The following is a 15,428-nucleotide window of genomic DNA, read 5'->3' as shown; positions in this document are numbered from 1 at the left end:
TTATCTTAGAAATTTCTCTCTCCTGCTTCTCTTTTACCTAAAAGAACAGCACCTACCATGGCAACAAAGAACAAGATAGAAACCAATTCAAATGGTAGTAAAAACTCTCCATAGAGAACTTGTCCTAGGTTTTCTACCATACCAGTTTGTGAATTAAACTTATCCCCTAAAGGTGCTGGAATATTATTTTTACGAACAATCGCTATCAAAATAACCAATAAAGTACCTGCAACAACTGAACCTGCCAATTTAGTTAATGAACTCTTGGACTCAGGTATATTTTTCTTAAGATCAAACATCATGATCACAAATAAGAACAATACCATAATAGCTCCAGCATAAACGATGATGTTTACAGCCATTAAAAACTGAGCATTCAACAACACATAATGAGCTGAAATACAGAAAAAAGTAAACACTAAATACAGCACGCTGTGGATGGGATTTTTAGACATAATCACCATCAAAGCACTCAATAAAGTCAAGGCCGATAAAAAGTACCAAATATTAGAAATCTCCATACGTCAATTTATTTCCAACCATCGCGTAGATAGCGATGATCCATTTTTTCAACTAATTTATCTTTACCCCAAATGACTTCATCACGTTGGTGGAATACGGGTACCATCTTGTCGTGTTGTAAGAAAATAGCCTCTTTCGGACAAGCTTCTTCGCAAAGGCCGCAGAAAATACAACGCAACATATTGATTTCATATACCTTGGCGTATTTCTCTTCACGGTATAAGGTTTCTTCTCCTGCTTTTCTTTCCTCTGCTACCATGGAAATAGCTTCTGCTGGACAAGCCACGGCGCAAAGGCCACAAGCTGTACAACGCTCCGCTCCTGCTTCGTCACGCTTTAAAATATGTTGGCCACGGTAAACTGGACCTAAATAGCGCGTTTGCTCAGGATAACGGATGGTCACTGGCTTCGAAAAGAAGTGTTTTAAGGTAGTGGCCATACCTCCAACGATGGCAGGTAAGTACATGCGCTCAGCCAGGGTCATTTCCCCTTGCTCCAACACCTTGGTTTTATTGCTTAATTTCATATACCTAAGCTATTTTTTTCTTTACTAATAATTGATCATACACGAACAATGCCGCGATTAATAGAACCAATCCAGCGATGGATACCATGAATGGTTTACCCACTAAAATTCCGAAACCTGTTACAACCACGTTGTACATAGCCAAAGGAATTAAGCCTGTCCAGCCTAAGTTCATCAATTGGTCATAACGGAATCTTGGGATGGTCCAACGTACCCACATGAATACGAATACAAAGCCTAATGATTTGCCTATCAAAGCACCTACGCCTACAAAGCTAGCTACATTACTTCCAAATTGCTGAGTTACAAAATCAACACCTGGATAATCATAACCTCCAAAATACAAAGTGGCCATCACTGCTCCTGAAATGAACATATTGATGTATTCGGCAAATAGGTAAAAACCCAATTTCATCGAAGAATACTCAGTATGATAACCACCAATTAATTCTGTCTCACATTCTGGTAAATCAAAAGGAGTACGATTACATTCTGCAAAGGCACAAATGATGAAAATAATGAAGCCTAATGGCTGATAAAATATATTCCAATGACCATTTTGTTGCACCTCAACAATCTCTTTCGTGGATAATGATCCTGTAATCATCAAAATCGTGATGATGGCCATACCCATGGCTAATTCGTAAGAAATGTTTTGTGAAGCAGCACGAATAGCCCCTAAAAGAGCGAATTTATTGTTGGAAGCCCAACCACCAATCATGATGCCATATACACCCAAAGAAACAATACCGAATACCCACAAAATACCGATGTTCACATCAATACCTTGTAAATCAAAGGTAGCTCCTCCAATGGTCACACTATCTCCAAACGGCACAACTGCCGAAGTCATCAAGGCGGTTAACATGGATAAACATGGACCTGCAATGAATAACCATTTGTTGGAATTGGCAGGAATAAAATCTTCCTTCATGAACATTTTTACGGCATCGGCCAATGGCTGCAAAATACCAAATGGGCCGGCACGGTCTGGACCAATACGGTCCTGCATAAATGCAGCAATCTTTCGTTCAAAATAAGTTGAATAAGCAGCAACCCCTAAAGTAATCGCAAATACGACTCCTACGATGATGGCTTTTGCTATAAAAACAGTTGTAATTAATTCCATATTTATTTCTTTTCTGAACTTGGAAGACTCTTTCTTGCAGGTAAAAAACTACGATCACGATCATCATCAATTGGCTTGTAGGCCAAAGCTGCTTGTTTGATTGGGAAAGATGGATTAATCAAATTAGCTCCATATTTGTTGGCTGAAATAACCGAATGACGCGCAATTTTAGTAGGACCCTCAATCACCCAATCTGAAGTTTTCTTACGTTCAAAACGACAGGTATTGCAAATGAATTCCTTCACCTCACCCCACTCGTTCTTACGTCCTGTTACGCGGATTACTTCATCTCCACGATACCATAAAGTCACCTTTCCAGAGCATTTATCGCAATCACAATGTGCCTCTTCTGGTTTAGAGAACCATACACGACTCTTGAAACGGTAAGTTCTATCGGTCAATGCTCCTACTGGACAAACATCGATTATGTTACCAGAGAAATCATTGTCAATAGCTTTCTCGATGTATGTACTAATCTCTGCATGGTCACCACGGTGCATGACACCATGAACACGGCCTTCAGTCAATTGATCTGCTGCATACACACAACGGTAACATAGAATACAACGATTCATGTTTAGTTTGATGTAAGGACCTAAATCGACAGGTTCAAAGGTATTTCTATCTTCAACCGTACGCGTGGAAGAAACACCGTGCTCAAATGAGAAGTCTTGTAAATGACACTCTCCTGCTTGATCACAAACAGGGCAATCCAATGGGTGATTTAACAACAAAAACTCCACTATGCCTTTTCTCGTTTCCAATACCTGCTCATTGATGGTATTTTCTACGATCATACCATCTTGAACTGTAGTAATACAAGAAGGAACTAATTTAGGCATAGGACGAGGATCTTTTTCAGAACCAGCCGTTACTTTCACCAAGCAACCGCGGCATTTACCACCAGTTCCTTTCAATGGCTCATAGTAACACATAGCAGGCGGAGCAATCTCCGGACCAATCATCCTTGCTGCCTGCATGATGGTAGTACCTGGTTCTACCTCTAACGTGATGTTATCAATTGTTACTTTCATTTTCTATTTTTAAGGGTTTAGGCCCTTGATCTATGTTCAATTAAAGATCTTTTTCTAATGCTGCCCAACGTTCCATAAAGGCTTTTACGGTATACTGGGTAGATCTAATTTTCAATTTTTCACCTATGTCTATTCGATCAGTCTCGGGTGCATTCAGCCAATGAATGATTAAATCAACCATTTGGCCCTCATCCATGTAATCGACTAACAAACCCGATAAACCTTGGGTGAAGTCGGCAATACCTCCACTTTCCTGAAAACCTAATACAGGTTTTGCTTGGTGCCCAGCTTCTAGCATGACCAAAGGAAAAGGATCTTCGCGAGAAGAAAGGAAAAACAAATCCATGGCCTCAAAATAAGCTTTGGTATCTGCTTTGGCAGGAATCAAATGCACTTGTGCACCTACATCCCATTTCTCTTTCTCTTCGATCAGCTCCGCTGAATACAGGTTATCACCCATTCCTAACCAGATAAAATGAACCTCAGGTTTCAATCGAATTACCTGTCTGGCAACTCGAATAAACACATCTGTTCCTTTTCTCCATTCTGCCAATCCACAGCCTAAAACTATTGGGCTGGAGGCAGGGATATTCAATTGTTCCCGAACTTGCTCAGAAGAACTAGATTTAGCTTTCGCTAATTCTGCAACCGGTGGCAATAGGGCCAATTTTTCGCTTGGAATTTCGTATTTCTCCTTCAATAATAGCTTCACTTGCTCTGAAACCGCATAAACATGCTTCACTTTCTGTACCAAAAACAGCATATCTTTTTCCGAGGCATAGGTCTCGCAAGAAAACTTCAATTCATGCACATAAGCACCAAAAGCTACTTTCAAGGAAGATAATTGTTGCATTAAGGATAATGAAGCTACTGTATTTCCTAAAATCAAATCAAAATGCTGCTGGCGAAATTCGCTCAGCATCTTTTGAACTTCTGCTTTGTTGGGTTCCCGATCTGGTGAACTTTCCTCTCTTTTGAGAAAAGGTATTTTCTTAAATATATTTCTAGACTTGTTATGCTCTCTTCTCCAAACCCACACTTCCGCATATTTACGGTAGCTAGCGAGTAAATCCCCCCCTTTTTCTAAGAGCAAATAGCCTTTATTTCCGTTCGCCGCATTTTCCTTAAGCCAATGTAATAATACCAATTGTGCACCAGCACGGTTGGCATCATGCCCAACAAAAAGAATTTTGGCTCCCATCTTTAGTTAGACCAGCTAGCACCTGGACGCATGTAAACAGCACCGGGTTGAGTCGCTAATTCAGGATGTTCTATATGCCATTCAAACTCATCTCTAAAATGACGAATCGCAGCAGATACTGGCCATGCGGCTGCATCTCCTAATGGACAAATCGTATTTCCTTCAATTTTCTTAGCTACATCTACTAACAAATCAATATCTTCTTTTCGGCCTTGGCCTAATTCAATACGCTTAATCACTTTATCCATCCAACCTGTACCTTCTCTACAAGGTGAACATTGTCCACAGGATTCATGGTGGTAAAAACGAGCAAAGGTTAAAGTATTATGGACGATACAGGTGGTTTCATCCATCACGATAAATCCTCCTGACCCTAACATGGTTCCTGTAGCAAAACCTCCGTCGGACAATGACTCATAGGTCATCAAGCGCTTTTCACCTGTAGCGGTAGTTAAAATCATCTCGGCAGGTAAAATAGGTACTGAAGAACCTCCAGCTACTACCGCTTTCAATTTATGCCCCTCTCGAATACCACCGCACCATTCATCGGAATAGATAAAATCCTCTACGGTAATTCCTAAAGGAATTTCATAAACCCCCGGCTTACGAATATGCCCTGAAGCTGAAATCAATTTCGTACCAGTACTTCTTCCTACACCAATTTGCGCATAGGCGTCACCTCCATTATTCACAATCCATGAAGTAGCAGCAATAGATTCTACATTATTTACTACGGTAGGGCATTGCCATAGACCTTTTACAGCTGGGAATGGAGGTTTATTACGAGGATTACCTCGTTTCCCTTCCAAAGATTCCAACAAGGCAGTTTCCTCACCACAGATATAAGCCCCGCCACCTGATTGAACATATAAGTCCAAATCATAGCCTGAGCCTAAAATATTTTTACCCAACAAACCTTTATCATAAGCTTCTTGGATGGCTTTTTCTAAAATATGGATCACATACATCAGCTCTCCACGAACGTAGATATAAGATGTATTTGCTCCTAATGCAAAGCTGGAAACAATCATACCTTCAATCAAGGTATGAGGAGATTTCCACATCAAATAATGATCCTTGAAGGTACCCGGTTCAGATTCATCGGCATTACATACCAAATAACGAGGTACACCTTCTGGTTTAGCCAAAAATGACCACTTCATACCCACTGGAAACCCAGCTCCTCCACGACCACGCAAACCTGATTTTTTTACTTCTTCAGTAACTTCATCAGGAGTCATTTTTTTCAATGCTTTTTCTACCGCTTGGTACCCACCATGCTTACGATATACATCAATCGTTTCTATTCCTGGTACCTCAATATGTTCGGTTAATATCTTCATCCTCGCTTATTTTCCTAATTCATCAATGATTTGATCTACCTTCTCTTTGGTCAAGTGCATGTAAAACTTCTCACGAATCTGAAATACAGGTCCCCAACCACAAGCGGCCAAACACTCTACTTCTTTCACCGTGAACTTGCCATCTGCGGAAGTTCCGCCTGTTTCTACACCCAAACGTTTTTTCAAGTGGTCATAAACTTCTACTCCACCCATCAAGCAGCAAGGGCCAGTCCGACAATATTCAATGACATGCTCTCCTACCGGTTCCAAATGGAACATGGTATAAAAACTAGCCACTTCATATACCTCAATAGGCTTAATGGACAATAAGGAAGCCACATAATCCATCACTTCTGGACTACACCATTTCCACTCCGCCTGAGCTAAATGTAAAATGGGCAAAAGTGCCGATTTCTGTTTCCCTTCAGGGTAACGAGCGATGATTTTCTTCACTAGATCCAGCGTTTCTGCTGGAAAAATTATGTTATTCTTACCTTCCATGTATTATGTATCTAACTCACCTGCAATCACGTTCATCGATGACATCGTCACAATGGCATCAGATAAAGTCGAACCTTTGATCATCTCTGGGAATGCTTGGTAATATATATATCCAGGTCTACGGAATTTTAAACGATACGGTGTACGTCCTCCATCCGAAACCAAATAGAATCCTAATTCTCCATTACCTCCCTCTACGGAGTGGTAAACCTCACCCACTGGGGCATCAATTTCTCCCATCACAATTTTGAAATGGTAAATTAACGCTTCCATGTTGCGGTAAACTTCTTGCTTAGGTGGCAAATAGTAGTGTGGTGCATCAGCATGATAAGGACCGGTTGGCAAATTATCCATGGCTTGCTGAATGATGCGTAAACTCTGCCACATTTCTTCTTCACGTACTAAAAAACGATCGTAAGTATCTCCTTTAGTTCCTACTGGAATTTCAAAATCAAAATCTTCATACGATGAATATGGATTTAATGAACGAACATCATAATCCACACCCGCTGCACGTAAATTAGGTCCTGTAAAACCATAGTTCAATGCCCGTTCTGCAGAAATAGCTCCTACGTTTTGTGTACGATCCATGAAAATACGGTTACGAACCACCATACTTTCAAATTCTTTCAAAGCTGCTGGCAACTCTGCTAATAACTTCTTGATTTTCTCGATGGCTACTGGGCTTAAATCCCTTTCCATACCACCAAAACGACCCATGTTTGTGGTTAAACGAGCCCCACAAAGTTCCTCGTAAATTTCATATATAAATTCCCTCCATTGGTATACATACAAGAAACCAGTTAAAGCTCCTGTATCTACGGCTAGAATGGAATTACAAATAATATGATCGGCCAAACGAGCCAATTCCATCATGATAACACGGATGTATTGTGCACGTTTAGGAACTTCGATTCCTAATAATTTCTCTACCGTCATGTGCCAGCCCATATTGTTGATAGGTGCTGAACAGTAATTCATACGGTCAGTTAATGTGGTAATTTGATAGAATGGACGACGTTCCGCAATTTTTTCAAATGCACGGTGAATATATCCCACCGTTTGTTCTGCATCCACAATGGTTTCCCCGTCCATCGTCAAGATATTTTGAAAAATACCATGTGTGGCTGGGTGTGTAGGCCCTAAGTTTAGGGTGGTCAACTCGTTCACATAAGGACCACTCTTAGGCGTCTTATCCAGACCTACATTGGGGTTATTTACTAATGCTACTTCAGACATGTTTCGCTCGTTGAAGGTAGATTATCTACCAAATAATTCATCTATTTTATCGTGACGGGTGGCATCCTCCAAGGGGTATTCCTTACGCATTGGATGGTAATCCATGTCCTCTACGTTTAAAATACGGATCAAATTTGGGTGACCTTCAAAAATAATGCCATAAAAATCAAAAGCTTCGCGTTCCATCCAGTTGGCGGTAGCAAACAAACCTGTTACAGTCGGAACTTCTGGCTTTTCAATAGGAACATAAATTTTGATCCACAAGCGCACATTATTCTCTAAGCTGTGCAAATGATAAATCACTCCCAATTCTTGCCCTTTTGCCTCAGGGAAATGAATTCCACCTAAATCCGTCAAAAATTGAAACTTCAATACCGGATGTTGGTAAAGAAAATGAAGCATCGGAACGATGTGTTCCACTTCAGTGGTGACTTGTAAGATACCATGGGATTCAGCGATTCCATAAATGGCCTCTTCACCGAATTGCCCCTGTAAGGCCTCTATAATTTGTTGATTACTCACGTTTTCCATGCTCGATTTACTTATTCAATACCATAAGATTCCAACAAAGCTTTATACTCTGGTTGGTTTCTACGACGAATAGACTCATTTTTTGCCAGCTCTTGAATTTGCATAAAACCATCCAAAATTTGCTCTGGACGCGGAGGACATCCTGGCACATATACATCAACAGGAATGACACGATCAATCCCTTGTAATACAGAGTAGGTGTCAAAAATTCCCCCAGAGCAAGCACATGCACCTACAGATAGAACCCAACGAGGCTCAGCCATCTGCAAATAGACTTGCTTTACTACAGGAGCCATTTTCTTAGCTATCGTACCCATCACCATCAATACGTCGGCCTGGCGAGCAGAAAAACTTAAACGTTCTGCACCAAAACGACCAATGTCATAGTGAGAAGCCATGGTTGACATGAATTCAATACCACAGCAAGATGTAGCAAAAGGCAATGGCCAGAGCGAATTCGCCCTAGCCATCCCTACTAATGAATCTAAACTGGTAGCAAAAAATCCCTGACCCTCTAAACCTGCCGGCGCTTCTACGATATTAATTTTTGCATCACTCATATATAATCTTCTTTTCTATTAGAAATAAACCAAGCAAAAAGCTAAAAGTTTATTTTTCCCAGGTTAAAATACCTTTTTTAATTACGTAGATAAATCCAGCCAATAACAAGCCCATGAATACGATCATTTCATAAAAACCGTTCCATGCCAATTGCTTGAAATTCACTGCCCAAGGGTACATAAATACAATCTCCAAATCAAACAATACAAACAAAATAGCCACCAAGAAATACTTCACCGAAATAGGTGTACGTGCATCTCCGATGGATTCAATACCGCACTCAAAAGAATCATCTTTTTTCGCAGAGTGGCGCTTAGGACCCAAAGCATGAGTCAGCACCATGACCAATACGATAAAAGCCAAAGCCGCCGCTAATTGAACGAAAATGGGTAAAAAATCTTGAGGTTGATAGTTCATCTTGTACTTCGCTAAATTTGAAGCGGCAATTTACTCACTAAAATCTAATTTTGAAGATTATTTCATTAAAAATACTTGGTTTTTCCTGGCACTGCTACTGGGTACAAACCATTCGCATCTGGCTTCAATGGCATATCTGCATCCCAAGCAAATCGACTTGGTGCGATATTGATCCCCGAGTTAATCGCTTTGTCCCATTCGATAACCTGTCCAGAATAGGTTGCCATCCTTCCTAAAATAGAAGTCATAGTAGAATATGCCCCATTTTCTGCATCAGCAAATTTGTATTCTCCCGCGGCTACAGTAGCCCACAATTCATCATGCTCAGTTTGATATGGATTATTCTCTTTTGTCTTTTTGTCAAAAGCGTAATTCACATTCCCTTTCAAATCCAAAATTTTAGCTGAATCAAAAAGTATCTTTCCTTTGGTTCCAATCAAATGCTCATCAACTTTAGTCCATGTTCCTGGAATATGACGGCATTGACTATTCAAGATAGTTCCATCCGCATATTCAAATTCTACAATATGGTGATCAAAGATTTCACCGTAGTCTTTCCCTTTTCTAACTTCTCTTCCACCTGTACCTCTTGCTCTAACTGGATATCCGTTTTTCGCCCAGTTAATTACATCGATGTTGTGAATATGTTGTTCCGTTATATGATCACCACAAATCCAATTGAAATAATACCAGTTTCTCATTTGATATTCCATTTCAGTTTGTCCCTCTTTACGTGGCTTTACCCAAACCCCATCATTATTCCACCAGCATGAAGCGGAAACAACATCGCCGATTTGGCCATCTTGCACACGTTTCATTAAATCACGGTAGGAATTCTGATAATGACGTTGTAAACCTACTACCACATTCAACTTTTTCTCTTTAGCAATTTTAGCAGCGGCCAAAACCCGTTGGATACCTGCTGGATCTGTGGCTACCGGCTTTTCCATGAAAATCTGCTTTCCTTGTCGTACCGCCTCCTCAAAATGGTAAGGACGGAAACCCGGAGGAGTTGTTAAGATCACCACATCTGCAAGAGCCATTGCTTGTTTGTAGCCATCAAAACCTACAAATTTATGATCCTCAGAAACATTGACTTTCTGATTCACCGGTACGGCTTTTGCTGAAGTATCTTTGGCTCTAGAATTCATCACACTTTTATAGCAATCATCCAAACGATCTTTGAAGGCATCTGCCATGGCCACCAATTGGATATTTTCTTTGGTACTCAAAGCTTGAATAATAGCTCCTGTTCCTCGACCTCCGCAACCAATCAAGGCTACTTTTAAGGTATCACCCACATTACTCTGGCTGAAACTGACTCCTGGCTTTGCTTGAGCAAGTAGCGGAGCAGCTATCATTGCTCCCGCGCCTAGGCTCGACTGCACTATAAATTCTCTACGTGAATTTTTCATGTTATTTAGGTATATATTTTGAAGGTTAATAATCTTTTAAATACTTATCAAAAAAAGCCCGAACTTCTTCAGGACTAGGTTGTTTTACAGGTCGCATGATACGAAACCCTACGAATGGCGCATCAGCGTTCCACCATTTACTTTTCGGTTCCTGCGGATCTCTTCTATTCCAAACAGGGTCAGCGGCCATACGACTGGCACTTCTGGCCATGTTAGCTTCATCTCGATAACTCCCCCCTCTTACAACCGCATCCGCATATTTGTCTTTAAAGAGTGCTTGATGAGCTTGTTTATTAGCAGAATAGGTTGGCTCATAATGATCCAATACCCATTCGTGAACATTCCCCAACATATCATACAATCCCCAAGCATTGGGTTTTTTCTGAGCTACCAGATGGTATTTGTCTCCTGAATTGGTAGCAATCCAAGCATAATCTTCTAATTTTTCATTCGCAGCGAGAGAAGAATAAGCTCCTTTTCCTCCGGCCCTACAAGCATATTCCCATTCTGCTTCGGTAGGCAAACGGTAAAAAATTTGGGTTTTGGCATATAACCATTTACAATACATGAGGGCAGCAAAATGCTGCATGGAGTTGGCAGGAAAACCTCCAACTTTTCCCATGCCTAGGGTAAAATCGATGTAAGGAGGACTAGGACGGGTAATGGCATCAGGACCTTCTTTGGCTGGTTTAGGTGCAGGATCACGATCTTCCTCAAAAAACAATTGATATTCATCATAAGTAACTTCGGTCTTTCCCATCCAAAAAGCCTCTACATTCATTTTTTGCTGAGGACCCTCATCGGCATTTCTACTTACTTCAGAACTAGGGCTTCCTAAAACTAATGTTCCGGCAGGAATAGCCTTCATATCAAAAGCAACGGTAGAATTAGGAATGATTTGGCGGTAAGATTTCAATTGCTGACCTAATCCAATTTGACAAATCCCTACACTCAAGGCCAGTACTATTACTTGTATTTTTCTATTCATTCTTGTATTAATTCTAATCGACTTTCAAGATACCATGATTCAATAATATTTCCAATTCCCCATTTTGGTATTCCCATACAAGCACCTGTACCTGTGGAAAGCTTTGAAGCAAGACTTTAATTTCATCTATTTCCATGATGGTGGCAGCTGTAGCTATCCAATCTGCTCTGGCTCCTTCGTTTGCAATGGCTGTAGCCGAACGAGCATGTTCTAAACCAATACCTGTTTTGGGATCAAGTACATGGGAATATTTTTTCCCATGAATATCAACTTGTTGGTATGTCTTACCCGAACTAGCAATGGATTGGTGTTTGATGCCTATATAATCCGTGGATATTTTCTTGGAGTTAGGAAATTCCAATGCCACTTTCCAGGCATCACCTTGAGGATTCACTTGGCTGGCACTAATCTTTCCTCCTGCATCCACTAAAGCGTATGGATATCCTGATTTCACTAAATAATCCAAAACTCGTTGAGCAACAAATCCTTTACCAATTGACCCCACATCCATTTGGCAATCCGAATTGATTAAACGAATGGCGCTACTATCTGAATTAAATTCCAAGCAAGGACTTTGCAAAGCTTTAACCCATTTTTGTAGTAAAGTGCTATCTGGCATGACACGCGTATTACGTGCAATTCTCCATTCAGCCACCAATTTACCCATAAAAATATTGAGGTCGCCTCCTGAAAATTGATAGGCCAACAAAGATTCTTTTATAATGGCTCGAAAAGGTTCTTGAATGGGATAGAATTGACCAGAACCCGCCCTTTGGTTTACCTGACTCAGGTCCGAATTGACCTGATAATCACTCAATTGCATTTCTAAATTCCACGCTAATTCTTGGGCCTTTTGAATGGTTTTTGATAAACCTGTAGAATCCTGGCATGAAATAATGATGCGAAAGGGAGAACCCATTCGGGCGGTTTCAAAACGGTATTTCGTCCATTGGGCTTGTATTAAAAAGCTACAACAAATGAAGCAAACCGTGATGATAAGGGATTTTTTATTCATCATTCAAATATTACGAAAAATTATTGTAATTTTGTCCGGCAAATAAGGGTACGGTTCGCCTTCATCCGATAAATCCAATTCCCACTCAATTTATTTGCCATGCTTGATTCATCCAAATTCCTTTTCGAAGCACTTACCTACGACGACGTCCTGTTGCTTCCTGCCTATTCTGAAGTCTTACCACGTGATGTGAAGACTCAAACTCGACTGACCAAAAACATCAGTTTGAACATTCCCATAGTTTCTGCCGCCATGGACACGGTAACAGAAGCTGATTTAGCTATTGCTTTGGCTCAAGAAGGAGGAATTGGAATCATTCACAAAAACATGACTATTCAGCAGCAAGCGGCACAAGTCCGTAAAGTAAAACGCTCTGAATCAGGTATGATCATTGATCCTATCACTTTACATGATACTCAGACTTTAGGTGACGCACAGCGCATCATGAAGGAGTTTAAAATAGGTGGAATTCCTGTAATAGATACTCAAGGAATTTTAGTGGGAATTTTGACTAACCGTGATTTACGTTTCCAAAAAGAAACGGCAAGACCGGTGCACGAAATCATGACTAAGGTAAATTTGATTACTGCCAATGAGGGGATTAGCATGGAGGCAGCGGAAAGTATTCTTCAAGAACATAAAATTGAGAAATTACCGATCATCGACAAGAATGGTCGTTTGATTGGATTAATTACGTATAAAGATATTTTAAAACGCAAAAGCCACCCCTTAGCTTCCAAAGATTCTTTAGGGCGCTTACGTGTTGGGGCAGCAGTAGGTGTTACACCTGATTTATTAGATCGTGTACAAGCATTGGTACAAGTGGGAGTCGATGTAATTAGTATTGATACAGCTCATGGACATTCCAAAGGAGTGATTGACGCTTTAAAAGCAGTGAAAACTTCATACCCAAGCCTAGATGTTATCGTTGGTAATATTGCCACTGGTGAAGCTGCTAAAGCTTTGGCGGAAGCAGGTGCTGATGCCGTAAAAGTAGGTGTAGGACCTGGAAGTATTTGTACTACACGTATCATTGCCGGTGTGGGAATGCCTCAATTAACCGCAGTTTATGAAGCAGCAAAAGCATTAGAACCTTACAATGTTCCATTAATTGCCGATGGAGGTATTCGTTTTTCTGGAGATATTGCCAAAGCTATTGCAGGTGGAGCTAGCACGGTGATGATTGGTTCTTTATTAGCTGGTACAGATGAGGCTCCGGGAGAAATGATCATTTTGGAAGGACGTAAATTCAAGTCGTATCGCGGAATGGGTTCATTAGAAGCCATGGAAGATGGATCAAAGGACCGTTATTTCCAAGATGCGGAAGATGATATTAAAAAATTAGTACCAGAAGGAATCGTTGGACGAGTGCCATTCAAAGGTTCCGTTACTGAAATCCTATACCAAATGGTGGGTGGTTTGAAAGCTGGAATGGGCTATTGTGGAGCTGGAACCATCACAGATATGCAACAAGCTAAATTTGTAAAAATCACTTCTGCTGGAGTGAAAGAAAGTCACCCACATGATGTTAGTATTTCCAAGGAGGCACCTAACTATAGTGCTAAGTAAAAATACCAGTTTGCTTTAACGCTGTCAAGGTTTGAAACCTTGACAGCGTTGCAAAAACGAATGAAATTCAGGACATATTGTCCAAGATATTGATAATCAAAAAGGCTCAGGGTTTAAACCCTGAGCCTTTTTAAGTTAATCCAAAATTCAATGACTTATACAGGATAATTATGCACGGTATCCACAAAACACTTCACCTTATCTGGATGAATGTCAGGATATACACCATGACCTAAATTAGCAATATAGCGCTGAGTTCCGAATTGATCAATCATTTTCTTCGTCTCAGTTTCTACCGTTTTAAAATCTCCATATAAGGCACAAGGATCTAAATTACCTTGTAGTGTTTTATTTGAACCAACTAAACGTCTTGATTCTTGAATATCCATATTCCAATCCAAACCGATGGTTGCACAATTTAATTGCGCCATTTCCTCTCTAGCAAAAAATGCTCCTTTGGCAAATAAAGTGACTGGTACATCTGTCAATGCATCACAAATTTGCTTAAGATAAGGAGTAGAAAAAGTACTGTATTGTGATGGCGACAATATCCCTGCCCAAGAATCAAAAACTTGAATTAAATTAGCTCCCACAGCAACCTGAGCTTTTAAGTAGGCAATAGTCGAATCGGTGATTTTTTGCAATAAAGCATGAGCCAATGTAGGTTCAGCATAAAGCATTTTCTTCGCTTGAGAAAAAGTTTTAGATCCCTTCCCCTCTACCATATAGCAGAAGATGGTAAATGGCGCTCCTGCGAAACCAATTAACGGAATTTTACCTGATAAATCCCGCTTGACAATTTTGATAGCATCTAATACATAGGCCAAATCCTCTTCAGGAACTGCTGTTTTTAAAGCATCAACATCCGCTTGTGAACGAATAACCTGAGGGAAAAGTGGTCCTTTTTGCTCTTCCATCACATAGGGCAAACCCATGGCTTCAGGAACAACCAATATATCAGAAAATATAATAGCAGCATCCACATCAAAACGATCCACCGGCTGAATAGTAACTTCGGCTGCCCATTCAGGATGCGTAGCCAAACCAATGAAAGAACCAGCTTTAGCTCTCACTTCACGGTATTCAGGTAAAATCCTTCCTGCTTGACGCATCACCCATACAGGGATTCGATCAACTGGTAAACCTTTCGCAGCCCTAATTAGGCGATCATTTTGTAAAACTTCCATATGCTTAATCAAGCCACAAAGGTAGTCAAGAAATGATAAATTGTGAATGGTGAATGGTAAATGAAAAAAGAAACTTAATTATGTTTGAGAGATGTTGCTCCAAATTCTACATTCTTCATTCTACTGTACCGTCCTGAAAAAAGTAGACAGTTATAAACTGAATACTTATGCTTAAAATTAAGAGGATTTATCGTTACAGTGAAAGTTTCAAACAACAAGTTTTAGAAGAACTTTCTCAAGGAATTTATAG

The 15,428-nt window shown here is 40.3% G+C and carries 16 protein-coding genes; 1 reads left to right on the top strand and 15 read right to left on the bottom strand.

Annotation, left to right across the window (positions count from 1 at the left end; translation table 11 throughout):
- Positions 1–5: 5 nt before the first annotated feature.
- The 14 genes from G9H60_RS02050 to G9H60_RS01985 form a co-directional block, all read right to left on the bottom strand.
- Positions 6–521 (bottom strand): NADH-quinone oxidoreductase subunit J family protein, encoded by a 516-nt coding sequence (locus G9H60_RS02050; protein ID WP_223142459.1) that lies wholly within the window; start codon positions 519–521, stop codon positions 6–8.
- 8 nt (positions 522–529) lie between these two features.
- Positions 530–1,048, bottom strand: coding sequence for a NuoI/complex I 23 kDa subunit family protein (locus G9H60_RS02045; protein ID WP_223142458.1), 519 nt, complete (start codon positions 1,046–1,048; stop codon positions 530–532).
- Positions 1,049–1,052: 4 nt separating this feature from the next.
- Positions 1,053–2,177: an NADH-quinone oxidoreductase subunit NuoH gene (nuoH, locus tag G9H60_RS02040; protein WP_223142457.1), complete on the bottom strand. Its 1,125-nt coding sequence runs from the start codon at positions 2,175–2,177 to the stop codon at positions 1,053–1,055.
- A gap of 2 nt (positions 2,178–2,179) precedes the next feature.
- Positions 2,180–3,211 carry a 2Fe-2S iron-sulfur cluster-binding protein gene (locus tag G9H60_RS02035; RefSeq protein ID WP_223142456.1) on the bottom strand — a complete coding sequence of 344 codons (1,032 nt, stop codon included), beginning with the start codon at positions 3,209–3,211 and terminating at the stop codon, positions 2,180–2,182.
- A gap of 40 nt (positions 3,212–3,251) precedes the next feature.
- Entirely contained in the window at positions 3,252–4,412 is a 1,161-nt protein-coding gene (locus G9H60_RS02030; RefSeq protein WP_223142455.1) for a glycosyltransferase, read from the bottom strand.
- A 2-nt stretch (positions 4,413–4,414) separates the two neighbouring features.
- Positions 4,415–5,755 carry an NADH-quinone oxidoreductase subunit NuoF gene (gene nuoF / locus G9H60_RS02025; RefSeq protein ID WP_223142454.1) on the bottom strand — a complete coding sequence of 447 codons (1,341 nt, stop codon included), beginning with the start codon at positions 5,753–5,755 and terminating at the stop codon, positions 4,415–4,417.
- A gap of 6 nt (positions 5,756–5,761) precedes the next feature.
- A complete protein-coding gene (locus tag G9H60_RS02020; protein ID WP_223142453.1) occupies positions 5,762–6,256 on the bottom strand; it encodes an NADH-quinone oxidoreductase subunit NuoE family protein in 495 nt (164 codons plus the stop codon).
- A 3-nt stretch (positions 6,257–6,259) separates the two neighbouring features.
- Complete coding sequence (locus tag G9H60_RS02015; RefSeq protein ID WP_223142452.1) at positions 6,260–7,495, bottom strand: NADH-quinone oxidoreductase subunit D; 1,236 nt, start codon at positions 7,493–7,495, stop codon at positions 6,260–6,262.
- Positions 7,496–7,516: 21 nt separating this feature from the next.
- On the bottom strand, positions 7,517–8,026 hold the full coding sequence (locus G9H60_RS02010) for an NADH-quinone oxidoreductase subunit C (protein ID WP_223142451.1): 510 nt from the start codon (positions 8,024–8,026) through the stop codon (positions 7,517–7,519).
- A gap of 11 nt (positions 8,027–8,037) precedes the next feature.
- A complete protein-coding gene (locus G9H60_RS02005; RefSeq protein ID WP_129026350.1) occupies positions 8,038–8,586 on the bottom strand; it encodes an NADH-quinone oxidoreductase subunit B in 549 nt (182 codons plus the stop codon).
- Positions 8,587–8,635: 49 nt separating this feature from the next.
- On the bottom strand, positions 8,636–9,004 hold the full coding sequence (locus tag G9H60_RS02000) for an NADH-quinone oxidoreductase subunit A (protein WP_109322263.1): 369 nt from the start codon (positions 9,002–9,004) through the stop codon (positions 8,636–8,638).
- 65 nt (positions 9,005–9,069) lie between these two features.
- A complete protein-coding gene (locus tag G9H60_RS01995; RefSeq protein WP_223142450.1) occupies positions 9,070–10,419 on the bottom strand; it encodes a Gfo/Idh/MocA family protein in 1,350 nt (449 codons plus the stop codon).
- A 25-nt stretch (positions 10,420–10,444) separates the two neighbouring features.
- The gene (locus G9H60_RS01990; protein ID WP_223142449.1) at positions 10,445–11,407 is read right to left on the bottom strand and encodes a formylglycine-generating enzyme family protein; all 963 of its coding nucleotides are present in this window, start codon (positions 11,405–11,407) and stop codon (positions 10,445–10,447) included.
- Positions 11,408–11,420: 13 nt separating this feature from the next.
- Positions 11,421–12,326: an FAD:protein FMN transferase gene (locus G9H60_RS01985; protein ID WP_223142448.1), complete on the bottom strand. Its 906-nt coding sequence runs from the start codon at positions 12,324–12,326 to the stop codon at positions 11,421–11,423.
- A 195-nt stretch (positions 12,327–12,521) separates the two neighbouring features.
- Between G9H60_RS01985 and guaB the strand changes: the two genes are divergently transcribed.
- Complete coding sequence (gene guaB / locus G9H60_RS01980; RefSeq protein ID WP_223142447.1) at positions 12,522–13,991, top strand: IMP dehydrogenase; 1,470 nt, start codon at positions 12,522–12,524, stop codon at positions 13,989–13,991.
- Between the two features lie 155 nt (positions 13,992–14,146).
- On the opposite strand, the gene hemE is transcribed toward guaB, so the two are convergent.
- Complete coding sequence (hemE, locus tag G9H60_RS01975) at positions 14,147–15,178, bottom strand: uroporphyrinogen decarboxylase (protein WP_223142446.1); 1,032 nt, start codon at positions 15,176–15,178, stop codon at positions 14,147–14,149.
- Positions 15,179–15,428 lie beyond the last annotated feature (250 nt).

It is taken from the genome of Aquirufa aurantiipilula (assembly GCF_019923745.1).
Taxonomy (GTDB): domain Bacteria; phylum Bacteroidota; class Bacteroidia; order Cytophagales; family Spirosomataceae; genus Aquirufa; species Aquirufa aurantiipilula.
The sequence above is the reverse complement of the archived record's forward strand: the minus strand, read 5'-3'. Positions and strand labels throughout refer to the sequence as shown.

Bases quoted from the DNA above. Each gene is read 5' to 3' on its own strand.
- G9H60_RS02050 (WP_223142459.1), bottom strand. From the start codon at position 521: ATGGAGATTTCTAATATTTGGTACTTTTTATCGGCCTTGACTTTATTG.
- G9H60_RS02045 (WP_223142458.1), bottom strand. From the start codon at position 1,048: ATGAAATTAAGCAATAAAACCAAGGTGTTGGAGCAAGGGGAAATGACC.
- nuoH (WP_223142457.1), bottom strand. From the start codon at position 2,177: ATGGAATTAATTACAACTGTTTTTATAGCAAAAGCCATCATCGTAGGA.
- G9H60_RS02035 (WP_223142456.1), bottom strand. From the start codon at position 3,211: ATGAAAGTAACAATTGATAACATCACGTTAGAGGTAGAACCAGGTACT.
- G9H60_RS02030 (WP_223142455.1), bottom strand. From the start codon at position 4,412: ATGGGAGCCAAAATTCTTTTTGTTGGGCATGATGCCAACCGTGCTGGT.
- nuoF (WP_223142454.1), bottom strand. From the start codon at position 5,755: ATGAAGATATTAACCGAACATATTGAGGTACCAGGAATAGAAACGATT.
- G9H60_RS02020 (WP_223142453.1), bottom strand. From the start codon at position 6,256: ATGGAAGGTAAGAATAACATAATTTTTCCAGCAGAAACGCTGGATCTA.
- G9H60_RS02015 (WP_223142452.1), bottom strand. From the start codon at position 7,495: ATGTCTGAAGTAGCATTAGTAAATAACCCCAATGTAGGTCTGGATAAG.
- G9H60_RS02010 (WP_223142451.1), bottom strand. From the start codon at position 8,026: ATGGAAAACGTGAGTAATCAACAAATTATAGAGGCCTTACAGGGGCAA.
- G9H60_RS02005 (WP_129026350.1), bottom strand. From the start codon at position 8,586: ATGAGTGATGCAAAAATTAATATCGTAGAAGCGCCGGCAGGTTTAGAG.
- G9H60_RS02000 (WP_109322263.1), bottom strand. From the start codon at position 9,004: ATGAACTATCAACCTCAAGATTTTTTACCCATTTTCGTTCAATTAGCG.
- G9H60_RS01995 (WP_223142450.1), bottom strand. From the start codon at position 10,419: ATGAAAAATTCACGTAGAGAATTTATAGTGCAGTCGAGCCTAGGCGCG.
- G9H60_RS01990 (WP_223142449.1), bottom strand. From the start codon at position 11,407: ATGAATAGAAAAATACAAGTAATAGTACTGGCCTTGAGTGTAGGGATT.
- G9H60_RS01985 (WP_223142448.1), bottom strand. From the start codon at position 12,326: ATGGGTTCTCCCTTTCGCATCATTATTTCATGCCAGGATTCTACAGGT.
- guaB (WP_223142447.1), top strand. From the start codon at position 12,522: ATGCTTGATTCATCCAAATTCCTTTTCGAAGCACTTACCTACGACGAC.
- hemE (WP_223142446.1), bottom strand. From the start codon at position 15,178: ATGGAAGTTTTACAAAATGATCGCCTAATTAGGGCTGCGAAAGGTTTA.